This is a genomic window from Streptomyces inhibens, assembly GCF_022221585.1.
GTDB classification, from domain to species: domain Bacteria; phylum Actinomycetota; class Actinomycetes; order Streptomycetales; family Streptomycetaceae; genus Streptomyces; species Streptomyces inhibens.
In genome coordinates this window covers 2,213,752-2,227,170 of record NZ_CP084681.1, presented here as the reverse complement: position 1 = coordinate 2,227,170, position 13,419 = coordinate 2,213,752, and the positions used below count along the sequence as shown (strand labels likewise).

General features: G+C 68.3%; 8 protein-coding genes. 4 read left to right on the top strand and 4 right to left on the bottom strand.

Annotated elements, in window-relative coordinates; translation table 11 throughout:
- Window positions 1-75 precede the first annotated feature (75 nt).
- The 4 genes from KI385_RS10375 to KI385_RS10360 form a co-directional block, all read right to left on the bottom strand.
- Window positions 76-1,680, bottom strand: a complete 1,605-nt coding sequence (locus KI385_RS10375; RefSeq protein WP_238571897.1) for a glycerol-3-phosphate dehydrogenase/oxidase — start codon at window positions 1,678-1,680, stop codon at window positions 76-78.
- A 2-nt stretch (window positions 1,681-1,682) separates the two neighbouring features.
- On the bottom strand, window positions 1,683-3,248 hold the full coding sequence (gene glpK, locus KI385_RS10370) for a glycerol kinase GlpK (protein WP_238571896.1): 1,566 nt from the start codon (window positions 3,246-3,248) through the stop codon (window positions 1,683-1,685).
- 49 nt (window positions 3,249-3,297) lie between these two features.
- Complete coding sequence (locus tag KI385_RS10365; RefSeq protein ID WP_238571895.1) at window positions 3,298-4,086, bottom strand: MIP/aquaporin family protein; 789 nt, start codon at window positions 4,084-4,086, stop codon at window positions 3,298-3,300.
- Between the two features lie 227 nt (window positions 4,087-4,313).
- Window positions 4,314-5,078, bottom strand: a complete 765-nt coding sequence (locus KI385_RS10360; protein ID WP_238571894.1) for an IclR family transcriptional regulator — start codon at window positions 5,076-5,078, stop codon at window positions 4,314-4,316.
- A 261-nt stretch (window positions 5,079-5,339) separates the two neighbouring features.
- Here KI385_RS10360 and metH point away from each other — a divergent pair, with 261 nt between their 5' ends.
- From metH to KI385_RS10340, 4 genes are all read left to right on the top strand, one after another.
- Window positions 5,340-8,849, top strand: a complete 3,510-nt coding sequence (metH, locus tag KI385_RS10355; protein WP_238571893.1) for a methionine synthase — start codon at window positions 5,340-5,342, stop codon at window positions 8,847-8,849.
- Between the two features lie 182 nt (window positions 8,850-9,031).
- Window positions 9,032-9,745 (top strand): HAD family hydrolase, encoded by a 714-nt coding sequence (locus tag KI385_RS10350; RefSeq protein ID WP_238571892.1) that lies wholly within the window; start codon window positions 9,032-9,034, stop codon window positions 9,743-9,745.
- 363 nt (window positions 9,746-10,108) lie between these two features.
- Window positions 10,109-11,716, top strand: coding sequence for an ABC transporter substrate-binding protein (locus KI385_RS10345; RefSeq protein WP_238571891.1), 1,608 nt, complete (start codon window positions 10,109-10,111; stop codon window positions 11,714-11,716).
- A gap of 89 nt (window positions 11,717-11,805) precedes the next feature.
- Window positions 11,806-13,404, top strand: coding sequence for an ABC transporter substrate-binding protein (locus tag KI385_RS10340; RefSeq protein WP_238571890.1), 1,599 nt, complete (start codon window positions 11,806-11,808; stop codon window positions 13,402-13,404).
- Window positions 13,405-13,419: the final 15 nt, after the last annotated feature.

Sequence of the window (13,419 nt, the reverse complement as noted above, 5' to 3'; positions counted from 1 at the left end):
CACGCGGATACGGCGATGGGACGGCCCCCATGGACCGCCCCATCGTCACTGCGCGTATGCCGCTATGGCGCGACGTCAGCCCGCCAGCATGTCCTTGACCTTGGCCCGGACATCCTCCGTGTCGAGGCCACGGATCATCAGGGTCGTACGGCGACGCAGCACATCGTCGACCGTCTCGGCCCACTCGTTGTCCCGCGCGTAGGCGACCTGCGCCCAGATCTCCGGCGCGTCCGGGTGGATGCGCTCGGCCAGCGCCGGGTTGTCGTTCGCCAGCCGCGCGATGTCGAAGGACAGCGAGCCGTAGTGGGTGGCGAGGTGACGGGCCGTCTCCGGGGCCATCCGCGGACCGGGCGTGCCGCCGTCGACCATCAGCCGGTGCGCGACCGCGTTCGGGTTGGCGATACCGGGCAGCGGAAGCTTCTTCGGCAGATGCGCGATCGGCTCCATGTCGTCGGCCAGCGGGTGGCCGGGCAGCGCGGCGAGCTTGTTCATGACCGTACGGCCGATGTGCCGGAAGGTCGTCCACTTGCCGCCGGCGACCGACAGCATGCCGCCGCTGCCCTCGGTGACGACCGTCTCGCGCTTGGCCTTGGAGGTGTCGCCGGGGCCGCCCGGCAGCACCCGCAGACCTGCGAAGGAGTAGGTGATCAGATCACGGGAGAGCTGCTGGTCGCGGATGGAGAAGGCGGCCTCGTCCAGGATCTGGGCGGTGTCCTTCTCGTTGACCGCGACATCCGCCGGGTCGCCCTCGAACTCCTCGTCCGTGGTGCCCAGCAGCAGCATGTCCTCCCAGGGGAGGGCGAAGGTGATGCGGTACTTGTCGATCGGGGTGGCCAGCGCGGCCTTCCAGGGGGCGGTGCGCTTGAGGACCAGGTGCGCGCCCTTCGACAGCCGGATGGAGGGGGCCGCGTTCGGGTCCTCCATCTTGCGCAGGTGGTCCACCCACGGGCCGGTGGCGTTGAGCACCAGGCGGGCGTTGACGCCGAACTCCTGGCCGTCCATCCGGTCCTTGAGCTCCGCGCCGGTGACCCGGCCCTGGGTGAAGCGCAGACCGGTGACCTCGGCGTGGTTGAGGACCGTGGCGCCGGCCTCGACCGCCGCGCGGACGGTCATCAGGGCCATCCGCGAGTCGTTCATCTGGTCGTCGCCGTACACGGCCACGGCCTTGAGGTTGTCCGTCCGCAGCTCCGGAACGTCGCGCTGCGCCTTGGCCGGGGATATGACATGGCCGACGCCGTCGCCGAACGCGGACAGTGCGGAGTAGGCGAAGACGCCCGCGCCGAGCTTGGCCGCGCCGTGCGGACCGCCCTTGTAGACGGGCAGGTAGAAGGTCAGGGGGTTGGCGAGGTGCGGTGCCACCTGGCGGGACACCGCACGCCGCTCGAAGTGGTTCTCCGCCACCAGCTTGACCGCGCCGGTCTGCAGGTAGCGCAGACCACCGTGCAGCAGCTTGGAGGAGGCGGAGGAGGTGGCGCCGGCGAAGTCACCGGCGTCCACCAGGGCCACCCGCAGCCCGGCCTGCGCGGCGTGCCAGGCAGTGGAAATGCCCAGGATGCCGCCGCCGATCACCAGGAGGTCGTACGTCGCCTTGGAAAGCTGCTCCCGAGTCTCGGCGCGGCTCGCGTGCGAACCGCCTGCCGGGTGCGTCCCGAGTGCCGGGACGCTCTGCAGGGTGCTCATGTTTACTCCTCGTCCTCGATCCAGCCCATGGTCCGCTCGACGGCCTTGAGCCAGCTCTTGTACTCGCGGTCACGGGTGGCCGCATCCATCCGGGGGGTCCACTCGGCGGCCCGGCGCCAGTTGGCGCGCAGCTCGTCGGTGCTGGACCAGAAGCCGACGGCCAGTCCGGCCGCGTAGGCAGCGCCGAGGCAGGTGGTCTCGGCGACCATCGGGCGCACCACAGGGGCGTCCAGGAAGTCCGAGATGGTCTGCATCAGCAGGTTGTTGGAGGTCATTCCGCCGTCGACCTTGAGCGCGGTCAGCTCGACGCCGGAGTCCTTGGTCATGGCGTCGGTGATCTCGCGGGTCTGCCAGGCGGTGGCCTCGAGCACGGCGCGCGCGATGTGCGCCTTGGTGACATAGCGGGTCAGGCCCGCGATGACGCCGCGCGCGTCCGAGCGCCAGTAGGGGGCGAACAGGCCGGAGAAGGCCGGTACGAAGTACGCGCCGCCGTTGTCCTCGACCGTGCTGGCCAGGGTCTCGATCTCGGCCGCGCTGTTGATGAGCCCCATCTGGTCGCGCATCCACTGGACGAGCGAGCCGGTGACGGCGATGGAGCCTTCCAGGGCGTAGACCGGCTGCTGGTCGCCGATGCGGTAGCCGACGGTGGTCAGCAGCCCGTTGTAGGAGTTGACCGGCTCATGGCCGGTGTTCATCAGCATGAAGGTGCCGGTGCCGTACGTGGACTTGGCCTCGCCCTGCTCGAAGCAGGTCTGGCCGAACAGCGCGGCCTGCTGGTCACCGAGCGCCGAGGCGACCGGGACGCCGGCCAGCACACCGCCGACGGCGTGGCCGTAGACCTCGGAGGAGGACTTGATCTCCGGCAGCACGGCGGCCGGGACGTCCATCGACGCGAGGATCTTCTCGTCCCACTCCAGGGTGTGCAGGTTCATCAGCATGGTGCGCGAGGCATTGGTGACGTCGGTGACGTGGTGGCCGCCGTTGACGCCGCCGGTCAGGTTCCAGATGACCCAGGAGTCCATGGTGCCGAAGAGGATCTCGCCGCGCTCGGCGCGCTCGCGCAGGCCCTCGACGTTGTCGAGCAGCCAGCGGATCTTCGGGCCGGCGAAGTACGAGGCCAGCGGCAGGCCGGTCTCACGCCGGAAGCGGTCCTGGCCGACATTGCGGCCGAGCTCCTTGCAGAGCGCGTCGGTGCGGGTGTCCTGCCAGACGATGGCGTTGTGGACCGGCTCACCGGTGTTCTTGTCCCACAGGACGGTGGTCTCGCGCTGGTTGGTGATGCCGATGGCCTTGACGTCGGCGGAGGTGATCCCCGCCTTCTCGACGGCGCTGTCGACGACCTGCTGGACGTTGGTCCAGATCTCGGCAGCGTCGTGCTCGACCCAGCCCGGCTTCGGGAAGATCTGCTCGTGCTCCTTCTGGTCGACCGAGACGATCCGGCCGTCCTTGTCGAAGACGATGCAGCGGCTGGACGTGGTGCCCTGGTCGATCGCGGCAATGAACGGCCCATGGCCGTGGGTGCCGGTGCCGTGACCGTGGCCGTGGGAGGTGGTGGGGGTCTCGCTCATGGTGTGCTCCAAGAAGTCTGTACGGGCGGAGTCGGGGCGGTCAGGCGGCTCAGGCGAATGCCACCTGGTAGATGCCACCGGCGATGGCTCCGCCGATCAGCGGGCCGACGACCGGGATCCATGCGTAACCCCAGTCTGAACCGCCCTTGTTCGGCAGCGGCAGCAGCGCGTGCACGATGCGCGGGCCGAGGTCGCGGACCGGGTTGATGGCGTATCCGGTCGGGCCGCCCAGCGACAGACCGATGCCGACGACCACCAGTGCGACCAGCAGCGTGCCGATCACGCCGACGCCCTTGCCGTTGTCGCTGAGGCCGAGGGTGAGGATCGCCAGCACGAGCACGATGGTGGCGATGATCTCGGTGGCCAGGTTCTGTACGACGTTACGGATCTCCGGGCCGGTGGAGAAGATGCCGAGCACCGGGCCGGCCTTGGGAGCGGCCTTCGGGTCGACCAGGCCCTCCTCGCTGGTGTGATCGCCCAGCACCTCGGGGTCGGTCAGATGGGCCTGGAACTGTCCGTAGTACACGATCCAGACCAGCACCGCGCCGATCATGGCGCCGAGCATTTCGCCGCCGAAGTAGACGGGCACCTGGTTCCATTCGATGCCGCCCTTGATGGCGAGCCCGATGGTGACCGCGGGGTTGAGGTGCGCGCCGGACTTCACGGCGATGTATGCACCCGTGAGGACGGCGAAGCCCCACCCGAAGGTGATGGCCACCCATCCGGCGTTGAACGCCTTGGAGCGTTTGAACGTGACGGCGGCGCAGACGCCACCACCCATCAAGAGCAGTACAGCGGTACCGATGGTCTCGCTGATGAAGATGTCGGAGCTGGACACCGGCGACTCCTTTGTCCTTCGTCCAGGGGAAGGCGAACCCCGGGTCCCTCCGGCGGTCCGCGCCCTCCGAGAGGGCGGTGGTCGGCCGGCGACAGCGCCCACCATAGCGAATATTGCCGTTAGGTGTTCGACAATGCCGACCGACGAACGGCAGTTTTGTTCACCGTCAGAAGCCCGTCAAGGGTTCCGTGGCGAAAAACTTAGGTGAACTTATGGGGTAAATCTGGTCAGAATCGCCCTGCACCAAGATCCCTGGACACCGCACGTGCGCAATCCCTCACCGCAGCGACGATTTCCGGCCGCAGCTCGCCCTCCCGGCAGAGCCGTTCCACCGCTCCTGTGATGCCCACCGCACCCACCGGCATCCGCCGCCGGTCGTGGATCGGCGCGGCCACCGACGCCACGCCCTCCCAGGTCTCCTCGACATCCGCGGCCCAGCCGCGCGCCCGGGTCAGATCCAGCAGCCCCTCGAAGTCCCCCAGGCCGGTCACCGTGCGCGGGGTGAACGCCTCCCGGTCCGCCTCGACGACCTCGCTGTGCGCCACCGGGTCGTACGCCGACAGCACCTTGCCCAGCGCCGTACTGTGCAGCGGGTGCATCGCGCCCACCTCCAGCACCTGCCGGCTGTCGTCCGGCCGGAAGACGTGGTGCACGATCAGCGCGCCCTGCTGGTGCAGTACGCCCAGATAGACGGCCTCACCGCTGGAACGGGCCAGATCGTCGGTCCATACCAGGGCCCGGGCGCGCAGTTCGTGCACGTCCAGATAGCTGTTGCCCAGCCGCAGCAGCTCCGCGCCCAGCTGGTAGCGGCCCGAGGCGGCGTCCTGTTCGACGAACCCCTCCTGCTGGAGCGTGCGCAGGATTCCGTGGGCGGTGCCCTTGGCCAGCCCCAGTGAGGAGGAGATGTCGGAGAGCCCCAGCCGCCGTTCCCCTCCTGCGAGCAGCCGCAGCATCGCTGCGGCGCGCTCCAGCGACTGGATGGTGCGTGCCATCGGGCAACCTCCGAAGTGAGCGGTTCGACAATGCTGAACGATATCGGCCCATGCCGACTCAAGTCAGCGAACCGGAGTTCTTGCTGATCGAACCGGAGTCTGTCAACGATCACGGATAGTGCACGACAGGGGGGTCAAAGAGTGCTGTCCACGGCGTGGAACGGGGAACACGTGTACCGAACCGGCAGCTACGCTGGCCGGGTGCGCCCTCTCCCGGAGGGTGCAAAGCCGACAGCCGTCGCAACCACGGGAGCAATCTCCATGGCCTCTAATACGCCATCGCCCATCAGCTCGTCCCGCGTCGAATCGCTTCGTGAGGCCCTGGCCTCACGGGTGGTGGTCGCCGACGGCGCGATGGGCACCATGCTGCAGGCGCAGGACCCGACCATGGAGGACTTCCAGCAGCTGGAGGGCTGCAACGAGATCCTCAACGTCACCCGGCCCGACATCGTCCGGTCGGTCCACGAGGAGTACTTCGCGGTCGGCGTCGACTGCGTGGAGACCAACACCTTCGGCGCGAACTTCGCGGCCCTGGCCGAGTACGACATCGCCGAACGGGTCTTCGAGCTGTCCGAGGCCGGTGCCCGGATCGCCCGCGAGGTCGCCGACGAGTTCACCGACTCGACCGGTCAGCAGCGCTATGTCCTCGGCTCCATGGGCCCCGGCACCAAGCTGCCCACCCTGGGCCACGCCCCCTACGTCACGCTGCGCGACGCCTACCAGCAGAACGCCGAGGGCATGATCGCCGGCGGTGCGGACGCGCTGCTGGTGGAGACCACCCAGGACCTGCTGCAGACCAAGGCCGCCATCCTCGGTGCCCGCCGCGCCCTGAAGGCCACCGGCAGCAACCTCCCGGTGATCTGCTCGGTCACCGTCGAGACGACCGGCACCATGCTGCTCGGCTCGGAGATCGGCGCCGCGCTGACGGCGCTGGAGCCGCTGGGCATCGACATGATCGGCCTGAACTGTGCCACCGGCCCGGCCGAGATGAGCGAGCACCTGCGCTACCTCTCCCGGCACTCCCGTATCCCGCTCGCCTGCATGCCCAACGCGGGCCTGCCGGTGCTGGGCAAGGACGGCGCGCACTACCCGCTGACGCCCGGCGAGCTCGCCGACGCCCAGGAGACCTTCGTGGGCGAGTACGGCCTCTCGCTGGTCGGCGGCTGCTGCGGCACGACCCCCGAGCATCTGCGGCAGGTCGTCGAGCGGGTGCGCGGCATCGAACCGACGCGGCGCGAGCCGCGCCCCGAGCCGGGCGCCGCCTCGCTCTACCAGACCGTGCCGTTCCGCCAGGACACCTCCTACCTGGCGATCGGTGAGCGCACCAACGCCAACGGGTCGAAGAAGTTCCGTGAGGCGATGCTGGCGGGCCGCTGGGACGACTGTGTGGAGATGGCCCGCGACCAGATCCGCGAGGGCGCGCACATGCTCGACCTGTGCGTCGACTACGTCGGCCGCGACGGCGTCGCCGACATGGAGGAGCTGGCCGGCCGCTTCGCCACCGCCTCCACCCTCCCCATCGTCCTGGACTCGACGGAGCTGAACGTCATCCAGGCCGGACTGGAGAAGCTCGGCGGCCGCGCGGTGATCAACTCCGTCAACTATGAGGACGGCGACGGTCCCGAGTCGCGTTTTGCGAAGGTCACCGCGCTGGCGGCCGAGCACGGCGCGGCGCTGATCGCGCTGACCATCGACGAGGAGGGCCAGGCCCGCTCCGTCGAGCACAAGGTCGCCATCGCCGAGCGGCTCATCGCCGACCTGACCGGCAACTGGGGCATCCATGAGTGCGACATCCTCATCGACTGTCTGACCTTCACCATCTGCACCGGTCAGGAGGAGTCCCGCAAGGACGGCATCGCCACCATCGAGGCGATCCGTGAGCTCAAGCGCCGCCATCCGGACGTGCAGACCACCCTCGGCCTGTCCAACATCTCCTTCGGCCTCAACCCGGCCGCCCGTATCGTCCTCAACTCCGTCTTCCTGGACGAGTGCGTCAAGGCCGGCCTGGACTCGGCCATCGTGCACGCCAGCAAGATCCTGCCGATCGCCCGGCTGGAGGAGGAGCAGGTCAAGGTCGCCCTCGACCTGATCCACGACCGGCGCAGCGAGGGCTATGACCCGCTGCAGAAGCTGATGGAGCTGTTCGAGGGCGTCAACACCAAGTCCATGAAGGCCGGCCGGGCCGAGGAACTGCTCGCCCTGCCGCTGGAGGAGCGCCTCCAGCGCCGCATCATCGACGGTGAGAAGAACGGCCTGGAGGCCGACCTCGACGAGGCCCTCCAGGACCGCCCCGCCCTCGACATCGTCAACGACACCCTCCTGGAGGGCATGAAGGTCGTCGGCGAGCTCTTCGGCTCCGGCCAGATGCAGCTGCCGTTCGTGCTGCAGTCCGCCGAGGTCATGAAGAGCGCGGTGGCCTTCCTGGAGCCGCACATGGAGAAGTCCGACGACGAGGGCAAGGGCACCATCGTGCTGGCCACCGTCCGCGGCGACGTCCACGACATCGGCAAGAACCTCGTCGACATCATCCTGTCCAACAACGGCTACAACGTCGTCAACCTCGGCATCAAGCAGCCCGTCTCCGCGATCCTGGAGGCCGCCGAGGAGCACAGGGCCGATGTCATCGGCATGTCCGGTCTGCTGGTCAAGTCCACGGTGATCATGAAGGAGAACCTGGAGGAGCTCAACCAGCGCAAGATGGCGGCCGACTTCCCCGTCATCCTGGGCGGCGCGGCCCTCACCAGGGCCTACGTCGAGCAGGATCTGCACGAGATCTACGAGGGCGAAGTCCGCTACGCCCGCGACGCGTTCGAGGGCCTGCGCCTGATGGACGCCCTGATCGCCGTCAAGCGCGGAGTGCCCGGCGCCAGCCTCCCCGAACTCAAGCAGCGCCGCGTGCCCAAGCGGGACACCGCGGTCCTGGAGGTCGAGGAGCCCGAGGGCGCGGTGCGCTCCGACGTCGCCATCGACAACCCCGTGCCGACCCCACCGTTCTGGGGCACCCGGGTCGTCAAGGGCATCCAGCTCGCCGATTACGCGTCGTGGCTGGACGAGGGCGCGCTGTTCAAGGGCCAGTGGGGCCTCAAGCAAACGCGCACCGGCGACGGTCCGACGTACGAGGAGCTGGTGGAGACCGAGGGCCGCCCGCGCCTGCGCGGCTGGCTCGACAAGCTGCAGACCGAGAATCTGCTGGAAGCCGCCGTCGTGCACGGCTACTTCCCGTGCGTGTCCAAGGGCGAGGACCTGATCCTGCTGCACGAGGACGGCACCGAGCGCACCCGCTTCACCTTCCCGCGCCAGCGCCGCGGCCGGCGGCTCTGCCTGGCGGACTACTTCCGCCCGGAGGAGTCCGGCGAGACCGATGTCGTCGGACTGCAGGTCGTCACCGTCGGTTCGAAGATCGGCGGCGCCACCGCCGAGCTCTTCGAGGCCAACTCCTACCGCGACTACCTCGAACTGCACGGTCTGTCCGTCCAGTTGGCCGAGGCGCTGGCCGAGTACTGGCACGCCCGGGTCCGCGCCGAGCTGGGCTTCGGCGGGGAGGACCCCGCCGATGTCGAGGACATGTTCGCGCTCAAGTACCGCGGCGCGCGCTTCTCGCTGGGCTACGGCGCCTGCCCCGACCTGGAGGACCGCGCCAAGATCGCCGACCTGCTGCAGCCGGAGCGGATCGGCGTCGAGCTCTCCGAGGAGTTCCAGCTGCACCCGGAGCAGTCCACCGACGCGATCGTCATCCACCACCCCGAGGCGAAGTACTTCAACGCGCGGTAACTCCATGTGAGCGGGTCAGGGCCGTCCGGGTACCCTCCGGACGGCCCTGACCTGCGTCACCACGCGTTTCGACGCGGACCGTCGTACACTTATCGGTCCGGTAGTGGCCGGTCGTTTCCCCCAGCCGGGGATGACGACCGGCCCTTTCGTCCCTTCGGGGACGTCGCAGTGGAGGTGGATGGATGACCAGCAGCATCCCCGCAGTCGGCACCCGAACGGCCGAAGCCGCGACCCTCCAGGCCGTGTTCCTCGATCTGGACGGCACCCTCGTCGACACCGAGGGCTTCTGGTGGGAGGCGGAGGCAGAGGTGTTCGCCGAGCTCGGCCACATTCTCGACGATGCCCACCGCGAGGTGGTGGTCGGCGGCCCGATGACCCGCAGTGCCGGGTATCTGATTCAGGTCACCGGTGTCGACATCAGCCTGACCGAGCTCAGTGTGCTGCTCAACGCCGCCTTCCTGGCGCGGATCCGGCGGGGCGTCCCGCTGATGCCGGGCGCCCGCAGGCTGCTGGCCGAGCTGGCCGCCCATGAGGTGCCGACCGCCCTGGTCTCCGCCTCGCACCGCGCCATCGTCGACCAGATGCTGCACTCGCTGGGCCCGGACAACTTCTGGCTGACCCTCGCGGGCGATGACCTGAGCCGCACCAAACCGCACCCGGACCCGTATCTGACGGCCGCCGCGCGGCTGGGGGTGGACCCGGCGCGCTGCGCCGTCGTCGAGGACACCCTGACCGGTGTGACGGCGGGTGAGGCGGCGGGCTGCCCGGTGGTCGCGGTGCCCTCGGTGACACCGATCCCGCCGGCCCTGGGCCGTACGGTCGTGCGCACGCTGGAAGAAGTCGATCTGCCATTTCTCCGGGCGGTCATCACGGAAAGCCGTGGAAGCGTGCACTGAGCGTGCCCCGGTGAAAGCCCTCCAGAACTCAGGGGAACGGCCCGCTCATTTTCCGTGACGAATGCGCTGACTGAATTGCTGCACCGCCCCGGACCCCTGAACGCGTGACGTTTCTCACGCGCCAGGCCATCGACAGCGGGCCCGACAAGTGTTCCAGGGGTCCGCTTCAGTGGTTTCTACGGGGGTAAGTGTCCGGATTGGTGGAGCAACGCGCGAAACGTTCCACCGTCCGGATATCGATCACCCCGCCATCGTTATCCAGGTGCCATATCGATACAACTCCTTTGTGTCCCAGCGCGGCTGGCCGTTCCTACTAATGTCGACGTGAGCAACACCTCTGCGCTGATAAGGAACCTGCCGACGATGAATCGCAAGACCCTGGTGCTGCCGGCGCTGGCCGGTCTCCTCGCCCCCGTACTCGCAGCCTGTGGCAGCACGGACGGCGCGGGCGATGGCGGCGATCCGATCGTCGTGGGGGTGGCCACTCACATCGAGGCCACCAAGGCGGCGCCCGCTCCGCTCGACCCGTCCCAGGCGTACGACGTCGACGCGTGGAACGTGATGCGCAGCACCCTTCAGACGCTGATGCGGCTGCCCCGGTCCGGTACCGCTCCGGTGCCCGAGGCCGCCGAGTCCTGCGGGTTCCGCGACACCCAGAATGAGCAGTACCGCTGCACCCTGCGCAGCGGCCTGAAGTTTTCGAACGGCCATGCCCTGACGGCGCAGGACGTCAAGTTCTCCATCGACCGCATGCGGACCATCAACAACACCAACGGTCCGGTGTCCTTGCTCAACGACATCGACAAGGTCGAGGCGCCCAGCGACACCGAGGTGGTCTTCCACCTCAGCAAGCCGGACGCCACCTTCCCGCAGAAGCTGACCACGCCCGCCGCCGCGATCGTCGACGGCGAGGTGTACCCCAAGGACCGCCTCCACAGCGGCTTCGACGTGGTCGGCTCCGGCCCGTACACCCTCAAGGTCGAGCGCAAGAACAACCACATCGCCAAGGCCGTCTTCACCAAGAACCCCAGCTACAAGGGCGGGGTGAAGGTGCAGAACGACAAGGTCGAGATGCGCTTCTTCGACGACTCCGCGTCCACGGAGAAGGCGCTGCGCAAGGGCGACATCGACGTGATGAACCGCGGTCTGTCGCCCGACCAGGTCAGGGGCCTGGAGAACGCCCGGGACCAGCACATCGCGCTCCAGGAGATGCCGGGTCAGGAGATCCGCTACCTCGCCTTCAACACCAAGGACCCGGCCGTCTCCGACAAGGCCGTGCGACAGGCGATGGCGCAGATCGTCAACCGCTCCGACCTGGTGCGCAACGTCTACTCCTACACCGGTGACCCGCTCTTCTCGATGGTCCCCACCGGCCTCAGTGGCCACATCAACTCTTTCTTCAACAAGTACGGGAACCCCAACGCCGCGGCCGCCCGCAAGACCCTGCGGCAGGCGAACATCACCACCCCGGTGAAGTTCACCCTCACGTACACGACGAACCACTACGGCTCCAGCACCGTCAAGGAAATCCGTACGCTGCAGCGCCAGCTGAACAGCACCAAGCTGTTCGACGTCAGCATCAAGGGCGTCGACAGCTGGCAGCAGTTCCGCACCGACGCCCTGGACGGCAAGTACACCGTCTACAACATGGGCTGGTTCCCCGACATCCCGGACGCCGACAACTACATCGCGCCGTTCATCGGCAAGCAGAACTGGCTCGGCTCCCCGTACCGCAACAGCAAGGTCGAGTCGCAGCTGATCCCGGCCAGCCGCCAGCAGACCGACCGCAACGCCGCCGGGACCGCCTTCAAGCAGGCGCAGGACATCATCGCCGAGGACGTACCGCTCCTCCCGCTCTGGCAGGGCAAGCAGTACGTCGCCGCCCGCGATGACATCACCGGCATCCAGTGGGCCCTCAACTCGGCCTCCGGCCTGCAGATCTGGGAGCTCGGCCGCGGCGTCTCCGACTGACGCGCGGGTCCGGAAAACCACCACAGCACAACCGCCGCGGTCTCCCCACCGCGGCTCGAACAAGCACCACCCAGATCGTGAGGACAGTAGTGAGGAAGCGTGACCAGTGGCTGGCCGCCCCGATGCGAGCGGGGCTGGCAACAGCCCTCCTCGCGCTCGCCGGGTGCGGTACGGACAACTCAGGGGCCGCCGGCACCGGCGAGCCCGTGGTCATGGGAATGACGGACAAGGTCAAGGCCACCGACCCCGCAGCCGGTTACGACCCCGGGTCCTGGCTGCTGTTCAACAATGTTTTCCAGTCCCTGATGAGCTTCCCGAAGGGCGGCACCACCCCCGAGCCGGAGGCGGCCGAACGCTGCGGTTTCACCGACACCGACAGCAAGGTCTACCGCTGCACCCTCAAGGACGGCCTCACCTTCAGCAACGGTGACGCGCTGACCTCCAAGGACGTCAAGTACTCCTTCGACCGCACCCAGCGCATCAAGGACAAGGACGGCCCCGCCGTGATGTTCTCCGCGCTCGACAAGGTCGAGACCCCGGACGCCAAGACCGTGGTCTTCCGGCTGAAGACTCCCGACGCGACCTTCCCCATGAAGATCGCCTCGGGCGCCGGCTCCATCGTCGACCACGCCGACTACCCCGCCGACCGGCTGCGCACCGACGGCAAGGCCACCGGCTCCGGTGTCTACACCCTCAAGGAGTACGGCCACGAAAAGGCCGTCTTCGGCGTCAACGGCTCGTACAAGGGCCCCGCCAAGGTCAAGAACTCCGGGATGACCGTGAAGTTCTTCCAGGCCCCCGACAAGCTCAAGAAGGCCGTCCAGAGCGGCGACGTCGACGTCGCCTACCGAGGTCTGGCCATGAAGGACATCGCCGCCCTGGACGGCGCCTCCCTGAACCAGCAGCACGGCACCCAGGTGATCGAGGGCGGCAGCGCCGAGATCATGCACCTGGTCTTCAACCTCAAGGACCCGGTCGCCGGCAAGCTGGGCGTCCGCAAGGCGATCGCCTACCTGCTGGACCGCTCCACCCTCGTCCGGGACGTCTACCAGCACACCGCGGAACCGCTGTACTCGGTCGTCCCGGCCGGCATCACCGGCCACACCACGGCCTTCTTCAACACCTACGGCGACCGCCCGCAGCCCGACAAGGCGGCCTCCGCACTGAGTTCGGCCGGCGTGCACGGCAAGGTGCCGCTCACCCTGTGGGTCACCCCCGACCGGTTCGGCCCCGGCACCGTCCCCGCCTTCCGCGAGATCGCCCAACAGCTCAACCACAGCGGCCTGTTCGACGCCAAGGTGCGCAGCGTGCCCACCGAGGAGTACGACAAGGGCGTGGCCGCCGGCCGGTTCGGTGTCTACGTCAAGGGCTGGATCCCCGACTACCCGGACCCCGACAGCTTCACCCAGCCGTTCTTCGGCAAGGACAACGTGCTGTCCAACCACTACAGCTCGCCCAAGATCACCGGCCGGCTGCTGCCCAAGACGGCCGACCAGCAGGACCGCGGCGCCACCAAGTCCGCCTTCCGGGAGCTGCAGAACATCGTCGCCCAGGACGTGCCGGTCATCCCGATCTGGCAGGGCAAGCAGTACGCGGTGGCCCGTGACGGCGTCACCGGCCTGGAATGGACCCTGGACTCCTCGACCGTCTTCCGGTTCTGGGAGATCAGCAAGGCCGCCGACGCCTGACCGGCCTGAACAGGC

Bases quoted from the DNA above. Each gene is read 5' to 3' on its own strand.
- glpK (WP_238571896.1), bottom strand. From the start codon at position 3,248: ATGAGCGAGACCCCCACCACCTCCCACGGCCACGGTCACGGCACCGGC.
- metH (WP_238571893.1), top strand. From the start codon at position 5,340: ATGGCCTCTAATACGCCATCGCCCATCAGCTCGTCCCGCGTCGAATCG.
- KI385_RS10375 (WP_238571897.1), bottom strand. From the start codon at position 1,680: ATGAGCACCCTGCAGAGCGTCCCGGCACTCGGGACGCACCCGGCAGGC.
- KI385_RS10360 (WP_238571894.1), bottom strand. From the start codon at position 5,078: ATGGCACGCACCATCCAGTCGCTGGAGCGCGCCGCAGCGATGCTGCGG.
- KI385_RS10350 (WP_238571892.1), top strand. From the start codon at position 9,032: ATGACCAGCAGCATCCCCGCAGTCGGCACCCGAACGGCCGAAGCCGCG.
- KI385_RS10345 (WP_238571891.1), top strand. From the start codon at position 10,109: ATGAATCGCAAGACCCTGGTGCTGCCGGCGCTGGCCGGTCTCCTCGCC.